Origin of the sequence: Rhodococcus jostii NBRC 16295, assembly GCF_001894825.1 — a bacterium.
Taxonomy (GTDB): domain Bacteria; phylum Actinomycetota; class Actinomycetes; order Mycobacteriales; family Mycobacteriaceae; genus Rhodococcus_F; species Rhodococcus_F jostii.
Map to the genome: position 1 here is coordinate 34,098 of NZ_BCWY01000034.1, position 18,624 is coordinate 52,721.

Genomic DNA, 18,624 nt, shown 5'->3' on the forward strand with positions numbered 1-18,624 from the left:
ACCCAGGACATCCCCGTGAACTTCTCGGGTCACGCAAAAAGTCAGGCTCACACGCCGTTGCGTGTGAACCTGACCAGGTCTGTGCAGATGACGGATCAGAGAGTGCGCAGTCGCACGATCTCCTTGTCGAATTCGTCGATGTTCTCGACGGAGCTCATGTGTCCGACGCCGGGGAGGACGATCAGCCGTTCGAGGTGACCGGCCTCGTCCAGGACGCGGGCGAGCTTGCGGGCGTGGACTGGCGGCGTCAGCCGGTCCATCGAGCCGACGAGCACCGTGGTCGGGACGTCGAGGTTGTCGAGCGCCTCGTGGATGTCGAGGCCGCTGAGTGCGGCACCCCAGCCGCCGCGGATGCGCGGCTTGCAGTCCCGGACGATGTTCTCGCAGAACTGGACTTCGGCGCGAGAGGCGTTCGGCGACATCGACACGTACTGGAGCGCGCGGGTCATCACCGGCGACGACACCAACGGGACGGGTGAGCTCAGGACGGCGCGGCCGACGGGCACCGGCACGCGCGGAAAACGATTCGGCAGCGGGATGACGGTGGTCTCGGCGATGAGGCGGTCGCAGGCGGTGCTCGCGAGGAGGACGGCCTTCGCGTACTTCTTCACCTCGTCGGGGTGCCGGCCGGCCCACGCCATGATGCTCATGCCGCCCATGCTGTGACCCACGAGCACGGCCTTCTTGTCTTCGCGCACCGTCGCCTTCAGCACCTCGGACAGGTCGTCGGCGAGAACGTCGGGGCCGAGTGCGAGCGAGCCGACCGAGCTGCGGCCGTGCCCGCGCTGGTCGTAGGTGATCACGCGGTACTCGTCCGCGAGTGCGTTGACCTGCGGGTACCAGTATTCGGTGGAGCAGGTCCAACCATGGCTCAGCACAATGGGATCGCCATCCACCGGACCGTACGCGCGGACGTACAGCGTCGCTCCGTCGTCGGTGAGGATCTCCGTCACGTCCGGGCGCAGAGTCGGGGTGCGCAGCAGCTCGTTCGGGGCCACCTCGGTCGACAACGTCAACCCGCGGGTGGCGCGCTTGTGGCGGATCGTCGCTGCCGCGGCGGCGAGTGCGCCGACTCCGGCTGCGGCGGCGAGTGCCCGGAGGGCGATGGTGCGCGAACTGCTGGTCATTCCTACCCCTGTCCTGTCTAACTTGCTCTGTGGGCGTCTGGGTTCTTCGCCGGATCCGGCGTGTCGCCGAGTTGCCGGGCCGCTCGCTCGAGCGCCTGGGAGATCTGCTCTTCCATCGCCTCCTCGAACAGCGACTGGACGGCGTCGTGTGCGAGAGGTCGCATCCGGTCGACGAGCTGTGCGATGTCCGAGACCGTCGCCTCGTCGAGTTCGAGCGGCTCACCTTCGGCGGCCAGATATCGGTCTGCGACGACACCGACGAACCGCGCCGCGACGTCCGAGAGTCCTTGCCGCACCGCCGCGGTCTGTTCGAGGACGTCCTCGAGCGGGATGCCGGCATCGACGAGGAGCTGCGCCGCCTCGACCAGCCGCGGATTGTTCACCGAATAGTCTTCGCCGGCGGGAACGAGCACGCCGAGTTCGGTGCCGCGGGCGATGTTCGCGTCGGTGGTCTGGGCACCGAACATGCGTCGCAGCTCGGCCACCGTGAGGCGGGCTGCTCGCCGTCGTTTCGTCCATCGAGTGCCCGGGTCGTCGGTTTCCAGGACGTCCTTGACCTGGAGACCGTAGTGGGCGGCGGTGAGGAGCTCACTGATGGTGGCGAACGTGTAGCCGCGATCGAGCATGCGCCCGATGAGGTGCAGCCGGGCGAGATGCGACTCGTTGTACCACCCGGTGCGCCCCTGCTTCCGCGGCGGCGGAAGCAGACCGCGGTCCTGGTAGACGCGCACGTTGCGCACGCTCACCCGCGCCTCGCGTGCGAGGTCGTCGATCCGGAATTCCTTCATCGGACGATGTGCGCCCGTCGGAGCAGCAGCTCACGCGTGTGGACGACGGACATGTCAGCTCCTCGATTGCCTTTTCACCACAATAGCATTGTCACAATGTCCATTGTCATTATCGAGGCATACGAAGTCCACGACTTCGTTGCGGAAGCAGGTGGGAGCCCGACTACCAGCGAGGCCCACGCTGCACGTCGTCGACTCGTGGACGCACGTCGACGAGATACACGCACACGGCGACGACGGCGACGATGCCGAACAACTGGACCGCGGGGAACAGCAGGAGAACGAGGAACGCGACGGCGAGAATGCTCAGCCAGATCGGTTTGCTCAACTTGTCGACAGCGGTGAACGCGTCTTTGCGCTGGCGAGCTGCGTGAAACAGCGCGAACGCCGCACCACCCAGGGCGACGATGCGAATCACCAACAAGATCACCGAGACGACGCCGTCAACTTGAATCACAGCTCCATCCTACGAGGTCGACATGCAAACAGCCCCCGCACCAACGGTGCGGGGGCCGAAAAGCGTGAAGGATCAAGCCTTCTTGACCGGAGCAGCCTTCTTGGCCGGAGCGGCCACCTTCTTGGCCGGAGCGGGAGCTGCCGCAGCCTTGGCCGGAGCAGCCTTCTTGGCCGGAGCAGCGTGCTTGGCCGGGACGGCCTGGTCGGCGCGAGCCTGGACGTCGGCCGCAGTGGCGGTGACGCGATCGGCGGCGTCCTTCGACGCCTCCTCGGCCTGATCACCCAGGTCGAGAACCTTCAGGGCAGCCTCGTCGCCGGCGTCGGCGATGGCCTCGCCGAGGCCCTCGGCGGTGTCGGAGATGCGACCCGAAGCGCGGCCCGCGAGCTTCGCGGCCTGCTCGCCCACGGCGCGCGTCTGACGGGCCACGGTGCCGAGAGCTTCCTCGGTCAGCTCGACGGCGTCACCGAAAGCGGTCTCGGCGCGGCCGATGCCCTCCTCGACGACCGGCTGCTTGCGGATGCGCTCGACCGTGTCCTCGCCACGCTCCGCGAGCGACGTGTACAGGTCGGAGGCGACCTTCAGGTACGCCTCGGCGACCTTGCGCAGCTCGTCCGCGGTGAACTTCTCCCGCAGCTCGGCAAGCTCCTCGGGCAGCTCGGACGGCAGTCCGGCGAGGCGGTCGCGCAGGTTCTCGACGCCCTCGGTGACCTCTTCCTGGAGTCCGGCGATGCGCTCCTTGGCGCCGCCGACACGCTCCTCGACGTCACCCTGGGTGGACTCGGCGCGCGAGCGGACCTGGGCGACGACGTCGGCCACGGCCTGCACCACGACGTCTCCGGCACCTACGGCCGCGTACAGCGAGGTCTTGACGCTGTCGATGGTCTTCTGGTCAGTCATCGGCTTTCTCCTGTTCAACGGTGGGGGGTTCTGGTTCCGGCGTCTGGGAATCAGAACGCTGGTGTTCTTCTGTCCGAAGCTCGGACGTCCGGGATTCGGCCGCTTCCGCCGATTCGTTCTCACGACAGAACGACTCGTAGATCTCGAGCAGCACTTGCTTCTGCCGCTCGGTGATGGCCGTATCCGCGAGCAGAGCGTCACGGAGGGGACCGTGTGGCCGCTGCTCGAGGTAACCCGCCTGGACGTACAGGACCTCCGAAGAGACCCGGAGACCCTTGGCTATCTGCCCAAGCACCTCGGCCGAGGGCTTGCGCAACCCACGCTCGATCTGACTCAGATACGGATTACTGACACCGGCCAGCTGCGCCAGCTGCCGCATCGACACCTGGGCCGCTTCGCGCTGGGCACGAATGAAACCTCCGATGTCGTGAGCGGCGTTGCTGACTACGCGAGCTGCCAGATCTCCTGCACCGGCCGCGTCGCGATCATCGCTTGCCATCAGTCCTCCGTGTTGCTGGGCAGAACCAAGCCTAAAGGAGGGTGCTAGCAATTGCAAGCACTCTGTTAGCACCCAGCTAGCGGGCCTTCATTGTGATCCGGACCTCAGCCGAACAGCAACGTCGAGAACGTGTAGATCAGCAGGCCGGCGATCGAGCCGACCACCGTGCCGTTGATGCGAATGAACTGGAGATCCCGCCCCACCTGGAGCTCGATCTTCTTCGACGCCTCCTCGGCGTCCCAGCGCTCGACGGTGTCGGTGATGATCGCGGTGATCTCGTCCGTGTAATGGACGACGATGTACCGCGTCCCGGCGAGCACCCACCCGTCGACCTTGGTCCTCAGCTCGTGGTCGTCCCGCAGCCGCTCACCGAAGCGCACCACGTTCTCGGCGACCTTAGTGCGCAGCGTGCTGTTCGGGTCGTCGACGGATTCCATGATGAGGCGCTTGGCCACCGTCCACGTCGCGGCGGCGAGGCCGGTCACTTCCTCGCGGCCCATGATCTCGGCCTTGATCTTCTCCGCCTTCTCCATGGTCGCGGGATCGTTCTGCAGGTCGTCGGCGAAGTCGACGAGGAACCGGTTGGCCGCCTGCCGCACCTCGTGCTCCGGATTGGATCGCACCTTCCAGGTGAATTCGACGAGCTCCCGGTGGATCTTCTCGCCGAGCATGGCGTCGACGAACTTGGGCGACCAGGCGGGCGAATCGCGGCTGACGATCCGGTCGATCGTCTCCTGGCTCCCGAGCGCCCACTGGTGCGCCCGCTCGGCGAGCAGATCCAGAATGGGCAGCTGCCGATTCTCGCGCAGGAGTTCACCGAGAACGCGTCCGATCGGCGGCCCCCACTGAGGCTCGGCCAGCCTGCGCACGAGCGTGCTGTCGATGATCTGCTGCACGTCCTCGTCACGCAGGATCTCGACGAAGCCCCGCAGGATAGTGGCCGTCTCGGCGGCGACGCGCGCGGCATGCTTCGGCTGCGCCATCCAGGTGCCCAGCCGCAGCGGGATCTCCGCCGCCTCCACCTTCGCGGACACGACCTCGGGTGCGAGGAAGTTCTGGCCGACGAAGTTGCTCAGACTCGCGCCCAGCTGATCCTTCTTCCGCTTGATGATCGCGGTGTGCGGGATCGGCAATCCCAGGGGATGCCGGAACAGGGCCGTCACCGCGAACCAGTCGGCCAGGGCACCGACCATGCCCGCCTCCGACGCGGCCCGCACGTACCCGACCCACGCCCCAGCGCCGCGCGATTCCTGCCACCGGCACACGAGGTAGACCACGGTGGCGAAGACGAGGAAGCCGGTCGCGACAGTCTTCATCCTGCGAAGGTCGCGGCGCTTCGCATCGTCGTCGAAGGCGGAAAGACTCAGTTGGTCCACAGACGCCATTGTGCCCAAGGTCGGCCCGGAGGCGGCCGTCCAGCAGGGGACGCGCGCCCGCACAGGCGGCGTTGTGCCGTGCGACAACGCCCGAGCACTAAGCTGGCAGGAGATCGCGACACGAAACGGATGTGAAGAGACTCAGTGGCGAACGACGACGTGAAGGATCCTGAGCAGGTGACCGAGTCGATGACGAAGACGGAGAAAGCGGCAAAGCCCGACGGGCGCAAGCGCCGCTGGCGTGAGCACAAGATCGCGCGCCGAGAGGAACTCGTCGACGGAACGATCGCCGCCATCCGCCTGCGTGGACGCGACATCGGGATGGACGAGATCGCGTCGGAGATCGGTGTCTCCAAGACCGTCCTCTACCGCTATTTCGCGGACAAGAGCGACCTGACGAACGCGACCATGGCGCGATACGTGGAGACGACGCTGGCACCGCGGATCTACGAGGCCATCGGCGGCGACCTCGACGATTTCGAGCTGACCCGCGCCACCATCACGGCCTATGTCGAGACGGTGGCGTCGGATCCCGACGTGTATCTCTACATCATGGCCAACGGTTCCGGACCAGGCCGCGACACGGTCGCCGACTCGGAGCGGATGATCGCGGAGGTGCTCTCCACGGTTCTCGGCGAGCGGTTGCGGCAGATGGAGATGGATTCCGGCGGGGCCGTCCCCTGGGCGTACGGAATCGTCGGCGGCGTGCAACTGGCCACGCACTGGTGGATCTCCAACCGGTCGATGTCGGTCGAGGATCTGATCAACTACCTCACGATGATGACCTGGGGTGGCGTCACCGGTATCGCGGCCGTCAACGGCTCGCCTGCGCGGTTCAACGCGATCCCGCACCCGCTGCTTCCGCCCGAGGCCGAATAAGCGCGATCCATTCTTGTGTAACTTTCAGTTACAGGTAAACTTGCCCGTGTGAACGAACACGGGGAAGAAGAAGAGGGCTACCGCGGCCCCGCCGACGTCGTCGTCGGCGACCGTCCCGCCGTGACCGTGCAGGTCCAGCTGGCGGGAAACTTCGAACCCATCAGCGGCCGGTACGTGTGGCACGGCCGCGTCCGCACCCTGACGGACGCCCTCGGTGCAGACACCGACCTGTCGGCAGGCACCGAACTGCAGATCGCCGGCCCGGAAGGCACGGCCACCGCCCGGATCACCGGAGTGGACCTCTGGGGCAGCCACCTCGTCGACGGAGTGACGCCCCCACCCTTCAGCCGGGTGTGAACTCGAACTCCGCCGGATCGACCGAACGCGTCCGCCTCCAATAGCGCACGGTCGAACCCGGCCAGATCGTGCGGTTGACGCCGTGCGAGTCCAGATACCAGCTGACGCACCCGCCGCTGGACCACACACCCTTCGCCAGTTTCCGTTGGATGTCGGCGTTGAAACCGGTCTGCACCGCCTGCCGGACGACCGCGGAATCGGCGCCGCGCCGGTCGACGAGATCCATCAGCCGCAGAACGTAACGAATCTGCGACTCGATCATGAACACCACCGAATTGTGACCGAGCGCGGTGTTGGGGCCGAGGAGGAAGAACACGTTGGGGTACCCCGCGACGGTGATTCCGAGATGGGTGCGGATTCCGTGCTCCTCCCATTCGTCGGCGAGGCACCTGCCGTCGACCCCGGTGAGGCGGACATTGTCGAAGCCGTCGGTGACGTGGAAGCCCGTGGCGTAGATGATCGCGTCGACCGCCCGTTCCCGCCCGTCCCCGGCAACGATGCTGTGCGGCCGAACCTCCGCGATGCCCTCGGTGATCACTTCCGACTTCGGCGAGACCAGCGCCGGGTAGTAGTCACCCGACCCCAGAATTCGCTTGCAGCCGATGCGGTACGACGGCGTCAGCTTGCGGCGCAGTTCGGGATCGGCGACGGTCTTGTTCAGGTTCTTCCGCGCCAGGTTCTCGATCGGTCGCATCAGGCCGGAGTGGCCGTTGAACCCGAGCGCCAACGACTCGTGCAACCAGTAGACGACGGCACGCACCATCCGCCGCGCCAGCGGAACCCGGCCGAACAGGCGCCGCGCCTCCGGCGGAATGTCGAAGTTCACGCGGGGTATCACCCAGGGCGGCGTCCGCTGGTACATCTGCAACTCGGCGACGTCGTCGACGATTTCGGGAACGAACTGGACGGCGCTGGCCCCCGTGCCGATCACCGCGACCCGCTTGCCGCGAAGGTCGTAGTCGTGGTTCCACTGCGCCGAATGGAACGCCGCGCCCCCGAACGTGTCCGCGCCGGGCAGATCGGGGACGTTCGGGATGTGGAGGGCGCCGATCCCGGACACGAGGAACTGTGCCACGTACTCGTCGCCCGACTCGGTGCGCACGTGCCACCGTTGCTCGTCGGCGTCCCAGTACCCGCTCGTCATCGTGCTGCCGAAACGAATGTTGCGCCGCAGGTCGTACTTGTCGGCGAGGCCGCGCAGGTAATCGAAGATCTCCGCCTGACCCGACCACATCTGGGTCCAGTCGGAATTCGGCTCGAACGAGAACGAGTACAGGTGCGAGGGAACGTCACAGGCGCAGCCCGGGTACGTGTTCTCCCGCCAGGTGCCGCCGACCTCGTGCGCCTTCTCCAGCAGGATGAAGTCGTCGCGTCCTCGCTTGCGGAGCTGGATGGCCGTGCCCAGACCGGAAAAGCCCGTCCCGATCACCAGGACACGGCAACGATGCATCCCGCCGCCCATTCCTCCATGTAACGCCCCTGTGGCACTGTTTGTACATGGCAGACGACGCACGCGGATTCTGGAAGACGCCCGCCGCCCTGGCCGTGCGGGCCAACCCGGACCAACCGGTCGCCGAACTCGAGTGCAACGGCACACCCGGATTCGTCGGCGACAAGGCGGACGGGCTCCGGCTCTTCGAGGAACGCGGGGCGGTACTGTCTTCGCTGCAGGAGAAGCTCTACGCCAACGGACGATCCGGCGACCGACGGTCGGTGCTCCTCGTGCTCCAGGGAATGGACACCGCGGGGAAGGGCGGAATGGTCCGCCACGTCATCGGACACGTCGACCCGCAGGGCGTGGATCACGCTGCGTTCGGAGTGCCCACTGCCGAGGAGAAACGGCATCACTTCCTGTGGCGGATCAACCGGGCCCTGCCACGCGGTGGGCAGCTCGGGGTATTCGACCGGTCGCACTACGAGGACGTGCTGGTGGTCCGGGTCCACGACCTCGTGCCCGAAGAGATCTGGACCGGGCGCTACGACGAGATCAACCAATTCGAGAAGGAACTCGTCCTGGCCGGCACGACTCTGGTGAAGGTGGCCATGTTCGTGTCACTCGACGAACAGAAGTCGCGGCTGCGCGAACGGTTGGAACGCCGGGACAAGTACTGGAAGTACAACCCGTCGGACGTCGACGAGCGCCAGCTGTGGCCCGCGTACCAGGAGGCGTATCAGGCGATGCTCGACAAGACGTCGACCGATTACGCGCCGTGGTACGTGGTTCCGTGCGACCGCAAGTGGTACAGCCGGATCGCGGTCACCGAACTGCTGATCGACGCTCTGGAGAAGCTCGACCTCGACTGGCCGACCGCCACTTTCGACATCGATGCGGAGAAGCGGAGGCTCGCGGAATCCTGAGCCTCCCGGAATTGCCGCAGTCAGAAGAGGTGCGGCGTTTCGTGGTGCAGCCTGTGATCGTGACGCACGGCTCCGCCGTACAGCGCCATCGCCCCGGCCAACGCGACCACGCACAGAGATCCGGAGATCACCGCCCAGCCGCCCTGCCCCGAACCTGCGGCGACGAGGAACCCGCCGAGACAGACCACCGACAACAACACGAGAGCGAAGCTGACCCAAGCAGCGAAGAGATTGAGTTTCACGGCACTCACCTCACCTTCGAGAACGTTGGTCCCGACGCTACGCCCGACCTGCACCGACGACAAGGTAGGCCGGTTTTCTTCGCGCCGCCCTGGGTAACCGGAAAACATGAAGCTCGACATCCTGTTCCGGAAAGCGGAATCCGCCGGCTTCCTCGACGGCGGTAGCCGGTTTCTGCAACAGAGGATCCAGGGGGCACTCGGTTCGTCCGACGCGGGCGCGGTGTTGCGCGGATCCTGGCTCGGGCACCCCGTGCATCCCGTTCTCGTCAGCCTCCCGATCGGGGCGTGGGTCGGCGCGACCGTCTTCGATCTGGCATTCCGCGATCACGTCGGCGCACGCAGGCTGATCGGCCTGGGTCTGCTCGCCACTCCCCCGACGTTGGTAACCGGCTGGGCGGACTGGGCCGAGCGCGACACGCGTCAGCGCCGTGTCGGCCTGATCCACGCCGAGGCCAACGCCATCGGGATCACGGCCATGCTCGCGTCCTACCTCCGCCGCAGACACGGAACGGACGCACGCGCCGTCGCCACCAGCACCGCGGGACTCCTCGCGATCGGCATCGGCGGCGCGCTCGGCGGGCATCTGACCTACGCAATGGGCGCAGGAGTCGACGGGGTGCGGGAGGGTCCGACATCGGACTCGCTCCTCACGCCGGTGGGATGAAGAATCGAGGAACGTCATGATCGTGCTCGGACTGATCTTGCTCCTGATCGGATGGCTGACCGGCCTCACGTGGCTGTGGACCATCGGCATCATTCTCGTGGTGATCGGCGCGGTCCTCTGGATTCTCGGCTCCACCGGGCGTGCGGTCGGCGGCAGGCGGCGCTGGTACTAGACACGCCCCGAATCGCAATACCAGCCGGCCGGTGCCACCCGTCCTGTGACAGAGTGCTAGCCGGTCGGTTTACAAACCCGCAGTTCGGGAATCCCCGTGGCATGACCGCCATTCATCGCGAACCGAGACCTCCCGTGTGCGGCGTGCAGCCGATGAGAACGGCTACCGTCGGCACCTCGAGACGATTGAGGATTTCGATGGTCTCGGCCAACGCCAGTCCGCTCGACATCTCGGACGGCGCCGACGTCGGGGGCCAGAGCATTCACCTTGCCGAACTGTCGGCCGCTCTCACCAGGGAGGGGCACGACGTCACCGTCTACACCCGGGCGGAGAGGGACGACGTCCCCGAACGGGTCACGACCTCGGGCGGGTACACCGTCGTGCACGTGCCGGTCGGGCCGGCCCGACGCATGCCGGAAGCCGAGATCCTGCCGCTGATGGGTGCATTCGGCAGCTTCCTGAAGACCGAATGGGAAGCCGAGCGACCCGACATCGTCCACGCCCACTACTGGATGTCGGGGATCGCGACGCAACTCGCCGCTCGCACGCTCGGCATTCCGGTGGTCCAGACGTTCCATGCGCTGGGGGTGGTCGAGCAGAGATTCGAGCACGGGGAGCCGTCGAGCACGCACAGCCGAATTCACTTGGAACAGTTGATCGCCCGCGGAGCAACGCGAGTCGTGGCGACGTGCACGGACGAGGTCTTCGAACTCTCCCACCTCGGCCTGCCCCGCTCGCGCACGTCGGTGGTCCCATCCGGTGTCGACGTCGCCGAGTTCACGCCCGACGGCCGCGCCGACGAGAAGGGCAAGCGCCATCGCCTCGTCATGGTCGGCAGACTGGCGCCGAGCAAGGGCTTCGACACCGCCATCGAGGCGCTCGCCCACTTCCCCGACACCGAACTCGTCATCGCCGGCGGGCCGGCCGCCGACGAGGTCTCCGACGATCCCGAGGCGTCGCGGCTGCTGACGCTGGCCCGTGAAGCGAAGGTGCGCAACCGGGTACAGATCGTGGGGCGTGTGCCGCGAAATGCCATGCCGTCACTGCTGCGTTCCGCAGATGCCGTCGTGTGCACCCCGTGGTACGAGCCGTTCGGCATGGTCCCGCTCGAGGCGATGGCCTGCGGAACCCCGGTGGTGGCGTCCGCCGTCGGCGGTATGCGGGACACGGTGGTCGACGGGATCACGGGACGCTTGATCTCGCCCCGCAACCCGGTCCGCCTGGCCGAGGCCCTGCGGCAGATCTTCGACGACGACGCCCTGCGCACCGGTTACGGTATGGCGGGCTGCGACCGCGCGCGGGCACGCTACTCGTGGGACCGTGTCGCCACCGACACCCTCCGCGCCTACGGGCGCTGCGTGTCGGCGCCTCCGCGCACGAGTCGAACCGGTGCCCACTGAGCGTGGGCACCGGTTCGATCGATCAGGCCGTTCTGCCGTGCCAGGCCCCGAGGGCACTGTCCACGGACGCGAAGCACGGGTAACTCGACTCCTGGCCGGCCGCCCTGAGCAGGCGGTAGACCGGACGGCCGCAGATCATCGCCCACGTCCGCCCGTCCCGGACGTTTCTCGCGTGCACGGTGTCGAGCACCGACAGACCCGCGGTACCGATGAAGTCCACCTTCGACATGTCGAGGATGAACTGCCCCTCCGGCGAAATCTGCGTGCACACGTAGTCGCGGAAGACCGGTGCACTGAACAGGTCGATCTCGCCTCGCACCCCTACCAACACCACCCCGGAACCGAGTCGCTCGGAAGTGAATTCCGCGCTCGCACAGCGTGTCGGAGCGGAACCGACGGCCGAGAGCGTTACTCTCGGCGTGTAACCGGTACCGAACTCCGTGCCCGAACACGCCAGTTCAGGTTCTGGGACCCCTGCACCAACAGACATGGCTCACCCCATCTCGAACATTGAGTAGGGAAGCGGAGCACTTGCAGACAGACCCGACCTCGGACACATGACACTGTCTGCTACGGCAGCGCTTCCCGACATCGGCTGTGTGTTCAACCTCGGTTCGAGACTACTCCCGCCTGTGATGTGTCACAAGGAAATAACAGATACTCGCGACCTCATTTGCCCAGGTGAGCGATTACAAACCGTTACGCACGGGTGCACGCCCGGAAACAGTCGCGACGACACGTTCTGCGACCACGCGCAGTTTGACGTTCTCCCGCTGCGAACGAGCAACGAGAACGTCGAACGCGGTCTCGGCGTCGAGACCGCGCAGCGCCATCACGATTCCCTTCGCCTGGTCGATGACCGCGCGTGTACGCACGGCAATGCGAAGCTGTTCGATCAGATTTCGCGCTTCGCCGTGCCGACGCGCATTGCGCACCGCGACGGCTGCCGCCTCCACGTACAACTCGAGCACGGATTCGTCCATCCGATGGAAGGCGTGCGGCAATACGCCGTACAGAGTCAGCGCGCCGGGCTGCTCCGAGCGGGGCAGCAACGGCACGGACAGATAGCTGTGCACACCGGCCTGTTCGGAACTCGCGGCGTACGCGGGCCACCTCTCGTGCGCTCCCGCGCGGTCGGCCCGCACGGTGTCGGCGGAGCGTGCCGCGTCGAGCGAAGGGCCTTCGCCGAAGCGGTGTTGTAACTCCTGCAGGCGCGCCACCTCGTCCGACGTCGCCGCCGCCGTGACGGGACCCGCCGGCCGGAGAACGGTGACCCCGGCCATCGCCGCACCCGGGAACGCCTGGACTATCTGAAGGCACAGCGTGTGCAGTACGACGTTGGCCTCGTCCTCGGTCTCGAGTAACTCGAGAACCGATTCGAGCGACGCGGTGACGGCGTCGGCGTTCGCGGTGTCGACGTCACTCGTCAACGTGTGCAGGTGAATCTCGTCAGGCATCCCGCTCGTCTCCCGTGACCACCATGCCCTGCGAGGGCCTGAGGAACGCTGATGGTGCCGCCCACACTACTCGGGCAAACGTACTGATCGGACTGGTTTGATCGGCCCTGTTCTGCGGTATTCCACCTGCGGTGTCGCCGGATCGCTACCCTGATTTCTCAGCAGCGCGAGCCGACCCACCGCCCGCGTAAGCCCGGTACGCCCGACCCGGAGGTCTCATGGCCATCGCCAAGACAATCGAACCCGACCAGGATCACACACATCCCGTCGTCGAACTGCGCGTGCGAGCAACGCCCGATCAGCTCTCCGTACTGCGCGCCCTGGCAGCAACCGTTGCCATCCACGAAGACTTCGACCTCGACTCCATCGCCGACATCAAACTGGCCATGGACGAGATCTGTACCCAGCTGATCGTCCGGGCCACACCGGACGCGGTCCTGGTGTGCCGCCTGCAATATCTCGACGGCACACTGCGAGTCGACGTGTCGAGCACCACCACGTCGGTCGACTCTCTCGGCGAGCGTTCGTTCGCCTGGCACGTACTCAACGCCCTGACCGATTCGGTCGATCTGAAACAGGAACGCGATCCCACCACCGCCGGGTTCGTGACCACCATGGAATTCACCAAGGTGAAGAACGGCCTGAGTCTGTGACGTCCCATACTCACAGTGGGGGGCACACGGCCCGTTGGCCGGACGAGTATCAGGACGTCACAGCAATGTTCGAACGGATGGCAGCCCTCGACGAGGGCGACCCCCGGCGCAGCAGACTGCGCGACGCCGTCGTGACTCGCTGCCTTCCCCTCGCCGAGCACATCGCCCGCCGTTTCGACGGCCGCGGGGAGGCGCACGACGATCTGGTCCAGGTCGCGCGTCTCGGCCTGGTCAACTCGGTAGACCGGTTCGACGTCGAGCGTGGCTCCGACTTCGTGTCGTTCGCCGTCCCCACCATCATGGGTGAGGTACGACGGCATTTCCGCGACACCGGGTGGGCGGTCCGGGTGCCGCGCCGCATGAAGGAACTGCATCTCGCACTCAGCCAGGCCGTCGCCGAACTGTCCCAGAGCCTCGGCCACGCCCCCACCGTCAGCGAACTCGCCGAGCACCTCGACCTCGAACAGGAGGAGGTGGCGCAGGGTCTTCTCGCCGGCAATGCGTATCAGACGGTGTCCGTCGACAACACGTCCTCCGATCGCGCCGGCGAGCTGTCCATGGTGGAAACACTCGGCGACTACGACGCCGCGATGGACGACGTCGAGAACCACGAAACCTTGCGCCCTCTGCTCCAATCACTGCCCGAACGGGAGCGGACCGTTCTCATGCTGCGGTTCTTCGGCAACATGACGCAGACCCAGATCGCCGATCGCGTCGGCATCTCGCAGATGCACGTCTCGCGCCTGCTGGCGAAGACATTGGCATCGTTGCGAGACCAACTCGGGGATCAGTGAGTCAGATCGTTGCCGTGTCGATCACGAATCGGTACCGCACGTCGCTGGCGACGACCCGGTCGTAGGCGTCGTCGATCTCGCCCGCGGAGATCACCTCGATCTCGGCGCCGATGTCGTGCTCGGCACAGAAGTTCAGCATCTCCTGGGTCTGAGCTATGCCGCCCACCATCGAACCGGCCAGGCTGCGACGGTTGGCCGCGAGACTGAACGCGCGCACCTCGATCGGCTTCTCCGGCAGTCCCAGTTCGACGAGGGTGCCGTTGATCGCGAGCATCGACAGGTAGGCGTCGATGTCGAGATTCACCGAGACGGTGTTGACGATGAGATCGAACTTTCCACGCAACTGCCTGAATGTGTCCGGATCGGAGGTGGCGTAGTAGTGGTCGGCTCCGAACTTCAGCCCGTCGTCCTTCTTGCCGAGGGACTGGCTGAGCACGGTGACCTCGGCGCCCATCGCGTGCGCGATCTTCACACCGACGTGCCCGAGACCGCCCATTCCGATGACCGCGACCTTCTTCCCCGGCCCGGCGCCCCAGTGTGCGAGGGGTGAGTACAGGGTGATGCCGGCGCAGAGCAGCGGCGCCGCGACGTCCAACTCGAGCCCGTCGGGGATGGACAGGACGAATCGTTCCGTCACGACGATGTGCGTCGAGTAGCCACCCTGGGTCCGCTCGCCGTCACGCCCCGTGGCGTTGTACGTTCCCGTGACCCGGTCGAAGCAGTACTGCTCCTCGTCGGCCCGGCACGCGTCGCACTCTCCGCAGGAGTCGACGAAGCAGCCGACGCCGACGCGGTCGCCGACCTGATATTTCGTGACCTCGGATCCGACCGCACTCACCACGCCCGCGATCTCGTGACCGGGGACCACCGGATACCGGGTCCCGCCCCACTCGTTGCGGGCGGTGTGGATGTCGGAGTGGCAGATGCCGGCGAAGGCGATCTCGATGAGCACGTCGAGCGGTCCGAGCTCGCGGCGATCGATGGTGGTCTTCTCGAACGGGCCTTCGGCGGACGTCACTGCGTATGCGGCTGCGGTAACCATGCTTACATGCCTACATGTTTGCGCGTCCGAACGCACGTTCGGGGCCACCGCTCACGCGGTGACCCCGAACACGGTGACGCCCGACACGCCGAGGAATCAGTCCTCGAACTCTTCCTTCTCTGCCCGGCGGCGCAGGCGCCTCGCGGCCGCCACCAGATTGCGCAGCGAGGGCTCGAGCTGCCAGTAGTGGCGGGTCTTCAGGCCACCGTCCGGGTTGGCCCACAACCGTTCCAGCGAGACCGACTCGCTGGCCTCGGTGAGCAGTTCGTCCAGCTCGTCGATATCCGGAATCCGGGCCGACCGGCTCTCGTACACACCCGGTCCGACACCGTGGGTCAGCGCCCGCTCCTTGATCGCACCGAGCACCCACGTGATGGAGCGCGTCGCCACGATCGCCGTCACGTCCGCATCGAGCCGTTCGATGGCGTCGACCACCGACGCCCGGCTCGTGTACGTGAGATGCGTGTGGATCTGCGTCTCCGGTTTCGCCCCACCCGTCGCGAGACGGAACGCGTCGACCGCCCACTCCAGGTAGGCCTCGCGGCCGTTCTCCCGCAACGGCAGCAGTTCGCGGATGGCCGGCTCGTCGACCTGGATGATCGCGATTCCCGCCGCCTCGAGGTCGGCGATCTCGTCGCGGATCACCAACGCCAGCTGGTCGGCCGTCTCGTACAGCGGCTGATCCTGCCGGACGAACGACCGCGCGATCATCGTCACCGGACCGGTGAGCATGCCCTTGACCGGCTTGTCCGTCAGCGACTGCGCGTACGCGATCCACTCGACGGTCATCGGCTTGGGCCGCGACACGTCCCCGTAGAGGATCGGTGGACGTGTACACCGCGAGCCGTAAGCCTGCACCCAGCCGTTGTGGGTGAAGGCATACCCTTCGAGAAGCTCCGCGAAGTACTGCACCATGTCGTTGCGTTCGTGCTCGCCGTGCACGAAGACGTCGAGACCGATGTCTTCCTGCAACCGGATCGTGCCCTCGATCTCGGCCTGGATCCGCTTGTAGTACACCTCCCACTCGAGGCGTCCCTGACCCAGCTCGTACCGGGCCTGACGGATCGCGTCCGTCTGAGGGAACGAGCCGAGGGTCGTCGCCGGAACCAGCGGCAGGTCGAGGCGCTCCTGCTGGGCGACCCGCCTCTCCTCGTACGGAACCCGGATGCGGTCGGCGGGCTTGATCGCGTTGACCCGTGCCCGCACGGCGTGCTTGAGCTTGAAGTGCACCGACGTCGGACGCTTGCGCCACTTGTCGGACGGCCCCTCGGTCAGAGCCTTGGCCAGCGAGACCACCTCGCCGACCTTCTGCTTCGCGAACGCGAGCCGGTCCGCGACGTCGCCCGGGATGTCGTACTCGGACAACACGTCGTACGGCACGTGCAGCAACGACGTCGACGTCGACACCACGAGATCCGGCACGACGTCCTTCAACGTGTTCAGGTACGTCAGCGTGTTGTACCGGTCGACGCGCCAGACGTTGCGGCCGTCGACCACGCCGGCGTAGATGCGCTTGCGCTTGATCCCCGGGATCTTCGCCAGCTCGTCGGCACTGAGCCGGTGACTGACGAGATCGAGGCCGAGGGCCTCGACCTTGGTGGAGGCCAGGATCGCGAGGGCCTCGCCGAGATGTCCGTACGGACCGGTCACCAGGATGCGGGGACGCAACGGCGCGTGCGACAACTTCTCGTACACGCGAGCCAGCGCGGCCAGCTCCTCCGGGGTGCGGTCCTCGGTGAACGACGGCTCGTCCAGCTGGACGCAGGTGGCGCCCGCCTTCGCGAGCTCCTCGAACAGCCGCTCGTACTCCGGCAGCAATTTGTCCAGCAGGTCGAGGGTCGAGAAACCGTGCCGCTTCGACGTCGGACCGACCTTCGACAGCAGCAGCAGCGACACGGGGCCCAGCACGACGGGACGCAGTTCGATCCCACGCGCCTTCGCCCGCTCGAACTCGTCCATCACCGTCTCCGACCGCAGCGAGAACTCGGTGTTCTCGTCCAGTTCGGGCTGACGGTAGTGGTAGTTGGTGCCGAAGAAACGCACCAGCTCGAGCGGCGGGAAGTCCGGCTTGCCACGCGCGAGTGTGAAGTAGAAGTCCAACGGGTCGAGCTGATTCTCGAGCGGAGCGAACCGCTCGGGCACGGCACCGAACAGCAACGCGTTGTCGAGTACGTGGTCGTAGTAGGAGAACGTGTTGCCCGGGACCTGGGTCAGACCGGTCGCGGCAAGCTCACTCCATGTCTCCTCCTGGAGATCCCGGGCGACGGCGACGAGTTCTTCCTTCGTGCTCGTGCCGTGCCAGTAGGACTCGAGGGCACGCTTGAGTTCGCGGCGAGGTCCGATGCGGGGATACCCCAGGATGCTGGATCCGTATGCTGCGGTGCTGGACATGCGGTCGACCTTTCTGGGCTCAGTCCAGTGGCTGAGAATGCCTCTGGGCTCGATGCACGTGTGCGCCTCCCACAACCGCCAGTGGTCGTGAAAGGCGCACAGGTGTAGTCGCCTACCTACCTACTAGCTGGCCTTCTTGCTGGCACGGCCGTTGTCGCCGTACTCGTAGAAGCCCGCGCCGGACTTCTTGCCGACCAACCCGGCCTCGACCATGCGAAGCAGCAGCGGCGGCGCCGAGTAGAGGGGCTCCTTGAACTCCTCGTACATGGAGTCGGCGATGGACTTGACCGTGTCCAGGCCCACCAGGTCGGTCAACGCGAGCGGACCCATCGGGTGTGCGAGGCCGAGAACCGTTGCCTTGTCGATGTCTTCCTTGGTGGCGAACCCGGACTCCACCATGCGGATCGCGGAGAGCAGGTACGGCACCAGGAGGGCGTTGACGACGAACCCGGAACGGTCCGCGGAACGGACGACCTGCTTGCCCAGCACATCGCTCGCGAAGGCCTCGGCCCGCTCGGACACCGACTTGCTCGTCTTGAGCGTGGTCACCAACTCGACGAGGGGAAGCACCGGCACCGGGTTGAAGAAGTGCATCCCGATGACCCGTTCCGGGGACTTCGTGGCGATGCCCAGCTTCATGATCGGGATCGACGACGTGTTGGACGCCAGCACGGCGTTCGGATCCGTGACGACCTGATCGAGCTCGGTGAAGATTTCACTCTTCACCTTCTCGTCCTCGACGACGGCCTCCACGACGAGCTGCCGGTCCGCGAAATCACCCAGGTCGGAGGTGAAACGCAGCCGCCAGGCGGCCTGCTCACGCTCGCGCTCGGTGATCTTGCCACTGCTCACGCCGCGGTCGAGCGAACGCAGGATGCGCGAACGCCCCGCCGCCGCAAGCTCGCGGGTCTGCTCGAACACCAGAACATCGACGTGCGCGCGAGCGCACACCTCTGCGATTCCGGCACCCATGATCCCGGCGCCGATCACGCCGACGCGCTGAATCTTTTCGCTGGTCACGTCAGCTCCTTTTCGTCTAGTGGAGTCGTCGCCCGGGGAGGGGCCCTGTTA

The 18,624-nt window shown here is 66.3% G+C and carries 21 protein-coding genes; 8 read left to right on the forward strand and 13 right to left on the reverse strand.

Translation table 11 applies throughout. The features are described 5' to 3' along the window. Positions 1–95: 95 nt before the first annotated feature. The 6 genes from RJ1_RS21980 to RJ1_RS22005 all read right to left on the reverse strand — a co-directional run bounded on the left by RJ1_RS21980 (position 96) and on the right by RJ1_RS22005 (position 5,144). Entirely contained in the window at positions 96–1,127 is a 1,032-nt protein-coding gene (locus RJ1_RS21980) for an alpha/beta fold hydrolase (protein ID WP_073363928.1), read from the reverse strand. 17 nt (positions 1,128–1,144) lie between these two features. Next, the gene (locus RJ1_RS21985; RefSeq protein ID WP_073363930.1) at positions 1,145–1,915 is read right to left on the reverse strand and encodes a MerR family transcriptional regulator; all 771 of its coding nucleotides are present in this window, start codon (positions 1,913–1,915) and stop codon (positions 1,145–1,147) included. A gap of 163 nt (positions 1,916–2,078) precedes the next feature. Beyond that, positions 2,079–2,372, reverse strand: a complete 294-nt coding sequence (locus RJ1_RS21990) for a DUF2516 family protein (protein ID WP_012689027.1) — start codon at positions 2,370–2,372, stop codon at positions 2,079–2,081. 72 nt (positions 2,373–2,444) lie between these two features. After that, positions 2,445–3,269 (reverse strand): major lipid droplet protein TadA, encoded by an 825-nt coding sequence (gene tadA / locus RJ1_RS21995; RefSeq protein WP_073363931.1) that lies wholly within the window; start codon positions 3,267–3,269, stop codon positions 2,445–2,447. Next, positions 3,262–3,768, reverse strand: coding sequence for a helix-turn-helix domain-containing protein (locus tag RJ1_RS22000; protein ID WP_005261063.1), 507 nt, complete (start codon positions 3,766–3,768; stop codon positions 3,262–3,264). The genes tadA and RJ1_RS22000 overlap by 8 nt, the downstream gene beginning before the upstream one ends. A gap of 104 nt (positions 3,769–3,872) precedes the next feature. Then, complete coding sequence (locus RJ1_RS22005) at positions 3,873–5,144, reverse strand: DUF445 domain-containing protein (protein ID WP_083400723.1); 1,272 nt, start codon at positions 5,142–5,144, stop codon at positions 3,873–3,875. 144 nt (positions 5,145–5,288) lie between these two features. Between RJ1_RS22005 and RJ1_RS22010 the strand changes: the two genes are divergently transcribed. Together RJ1_RS22010 and RJ1_RS22015 are read left to right on the forward strand one after the other, a co-directional pair. Then, positions 5,289–6,023 carry a TetR/AcrR family transcriptional regulator gene (locus RJ1_RS22010; RefSeq protein WP_073363935.1) on the forward strand — a complete coding sequence of 245 codons (735 nt, stop codon included), beginning with the start codon at positions 5,289–5,291 and terminating at the stop codon, positions 6,021–6,023. Between the two features lie 48 nt (positions 6,024–6,071). Then, positions 6,072–6,380 carry a DUF4873 domain-containing protein gene (locus RJ1_RS22015; protein WP_073363937.1) on the forward strand — a complete coding sequence of 103 codons (309 nt, stop codon included), beginning with the start codon at positions 6,072–6,074 and terminating at the stop codon, positions 6,378–6,380. Here RJ1_RS22015 and RJ1_RS22020 read toward each other — a convergent pair. Then, on the reverse strand, positions 6,367–7,842 hold the full coding sequence (locus tag RJ1_RS22020; protein ID WP_073363940.1) for a flavin-containing monooxygenase: 1,476 nt from the start codon (positions 7,840–7,842) through the stop codon (positions 6,367–6,369). The genes RJ1_RS22015 and RJ1_RS22020 overlap by 14 nt on opposite strands. A 35-nt stretch (positions 7,843–7,877) precedes the next feature. Between RJ1_RS22020 and RJ1_RS22025 the strand changes: the two genes are divergently transcribed. Continuing rightward, positions 7,878–8,738, forward strand: coding sequence for a PPK2 family polyphosphate kinase (locus RJ1_RS22025; RefSeq protein WP_073363942.1), 861 nt, complete (start codon positions 7,878–7,880; stop codon positions 8,736–8,738). A 20-nt stretch (positions 8,739–8,758) separates the two neighbouring features. Here the strand turns inward: RJ1_RS22025 and RJ1_RS22030 are convergent, their stop codons facing one another. Further along, entirely contained in the window at positions 8,759–8,989 is a 231-nt protein-coding gene (locus RJ1_RS22030; protein WP_016882734.1) for a hypothetical protein, read from the reverse strand. A gap of 97 nt (positions 8,990–9,086) precedes the next feature. On the opposite strand from RJ1_RS22030, the gene RJ1_RS22035 reads away from it, so the two are divergent. The 3 genes from RJ1_RS22035 (at position 9,087) to RJ1_RS22040 (ending at position 11,216) form a co-directional block, all read left to right on the forward strand. Then, positions 9,087–9,644 (forward strand): DUF2231 domain-containing protein, encoded by a 558-nt coding sequence (locus tag RJ1_RS22035; RefSeq protein ID WP_073363945.1) that lies wholly within the window; start codon positions 9,087–9,089, stop codon positions 9,642–9,644. A gap of 16 nt (positions 9,645–9,660) precedes the next feature. Further along, positions 9,661–9,816: a DUF6131 family protein gene (locus RJ1_RS46805; RefSeq protein ID WP_162850336.1), complete on the forward strand. Its 156-nt coding sequence runs from the start codon at positions 9,661–9,663 to the stop codon at positions 9,814–9,816. Positions 9,817–10,001: 185 nt separating this feature from the next. Beyond that, positions 10,002–11,216 (forward strand): glycosyltransferase, encoded by a 1,215-nt coding sequence (locus RJ1_RS22040; protein WP_073363947.1) that lies wholly within the window; start codon positions 10,002–10,004, stop codon positions 11,214–11,216. A 22-nt stretch (positions 11,217–11,238) separates the two neighbouring features. On the opposite strand, the gene RJ1_RS22045 is transcribed toward RJ1_RS22040, so the two are convergent. Both RJ1_RS22045 and RJ1_RS22050 read right to left on the reverse strand, forming a co-directional pair. Then, entirely contained in the window at positions 11,239–11,550 is a 312-nt protein-coding gene (locus RJ1_RS22045) for an STAS domain-containing protein (protein ID WP_338049566.1), read from the reverse strand. 355 nt (positions 11,551–11,905) lie between these two features. Continuing rightward, positions 11,906–12,673, reverse strand: coding sequence for a GAF and ANTAR domain-containing protein (locus RJ1_RS22050; RefSeq protein WP_073363949.1), 768 nt, complete (start codon positions 12,671–12,673; stop codon positions 11,906–11,908). Between the two features lie 218 nt (positions 12,674–12,891). On the opposite strand from RJ1_RS22050, the gene RJ1_RS22055 reads away from it, so the two are divergent. Together RJ1_RS22055 and RJ1_RS22060 are read left to right on the forward strand one after the other, a co-directional pair. After that, on the forward strand, positions 12,892–13,326 hold the full coding sequence (locus RJ1_RS22055) for an ATP-binding protein (RefSeq protein WP_073363951.1): 435 nt from the start codon (positions 12,892–12,894) through the stop codon (positions 13,324–13,326). Then, on the forward strand, positions 13,323–14,120 hold the full coding sequence (locus tag RJ1_RS22060) for an RNA polymerase sigma factor SigF (RefSeq protein WP_073363953.1): 798 nt from the start codon (positions 13,323–13,325) through the stop codon (positions 14,118–14,120). The genes RJ1_RS22055 and RJ1_RS22060 overlap by 4 nt, the downstream gene beginning before the upstream one ends. Before the next feature lies 1 nt (position 14,121). Here RJ1_RS22060 and RJ1_RS22065 read toward each other — a convergent pair whose 3' ends face one another. From RJ1_RS22065 to RJ1_RS22075, 3 genes are all read right to left on the reverse strand, one after another. Then, positions 14,122–15,162 (reverse strand): NAD(P)-dependent alcohol dehydrogenase, encoded by a 1,041-nt coding sequence (locus RJ1_RS22065; protein WP_073363955.1) that lies wholly within the window; start codon positions 15,160–15,162, stop codon positions 14,122–14,124. Positions 15,163–15,258: 96 nt separating this feature from the next. Next, the gene (gene metE, locus RJ1_RS22070) at positions 15,259–17,553 is read right to left on the reverse strand and encodes a 5-methyltetrahydropteroyltriglutamate--homocysteine S-methyltransferase (protein ID WP_073363957.1); all 2,295 of its coding nucleotides are present in this window, start codon (positions 17,551–17,553) and stop codon (positions 15,259–15,261) included. A 123-nt stretch (positions 17,554–17,676) separates the two neighbouring features. After that, the gene (locus RJ1_RS22075; protein WP_005261077.1) at positions 17,677–18,573 is read right to left on the reverse strand and encodes a 3-hydroxybutyryl-CoA dehydrogenase; all 897 of its coding nucleotides are present in this window, start codon (positions 18,571–18,573) and stop codon (positions 17,677–17,679) included. Positions 18,574–18,624: the final 51 nt, after the last annotated feature.

What these genes read in the sequence shown, in the direction of transcription:
- RJ1_RS21985 (WP_073363930.1), bottom strand. Translation starts at nt 1,915, where the DNA reads ATGAAGGAATTCCGGATCGACGACCTCGCACGCGAGGCGCGGGTGAGC.
- RJ1_RS21980 (WP_073363928.1), bottom strand. Translation starts at nt 1,127, where the DNA reads ATGACCAGCAGTTCGCGCACCATCGCCCTCCGGGCACTCGCCGCCGCA.
- RJ1_RS22000 (WP_005261063.1), bottom strand. Translation starts at nt 3,768, where the DNA reads ATGGCAAGCGATGATCGCGACGCGGCCGGTGCAGGAGATCTGGCAGCT.
- tadA (WP_073363931.1), bottom strand. Translation starts at nt 3,269, where the DNA reads ATGACTGACCAGAAGACCATCGACAGCGTCAAGACCTCGCTGTACGCG.
- RJ1_RS22055 (WP_073363951.1), top strand. Translation starts at nt 12,892, where the DNA reads ATGGCCATCGCCAAGACAATCGAACCCGACCAGGATCACACACATCCC.
- metE (WP_073363957.1), bottom strand. Translation starts at nt 17,553, where the DNA reads ATGTCCAGCACCGCAGCATACGGATCCAGCATCCTGGGGTATCCCCGC.
- RJ1_RS22050 (WP_073363949.1), bottom strand. Translation starts at nt 12,673, where the DNA reads ATGCCTGACGAGATTCACCTGCACACGTTGACGAGTGACGTCGACACC.
- RJ1_RS22025 (WP_073363942.1), top strand. Translation starts at nt 7,878, where the DNA reads ATGGCAGACGACGCACGCGGATTCTGGAAGACGCCCGCCGCCCTGGCC.
- RJ1_RS22020 (WP_073363940.1), bottom strand. Translation starts at nt 7,842, where the DNA reads ATGGGCGGCGGGATGCATCGTTGCCGTGTCCTGGTGATCGGGACGGGC.
- RJ1_RS22065 (WP_073363955.1), bottom strand. Translation starts at nt 15,162, where the DNA reads ATGGTTACCGCAGCCGCATACGCAGTGACGTCCGCCGAAGGCCCGTTC.
- RJ1_RS46805 (WP_162850336.1), top strand. Translation starts at nt 9,661, where the DNA reads ATGATCGTGCTCGGACTGATCTTGCTCCTGATCGGATGGCTGACCGGC.
- RJ1_RS22035 (WP_073363945.1), top strand. Translation starts at nt 9,087, where the DNA reads ATGAAGCTCGACATCCTGTTCCGGAAAGCGGAATCCGCCGGCTTCCTC.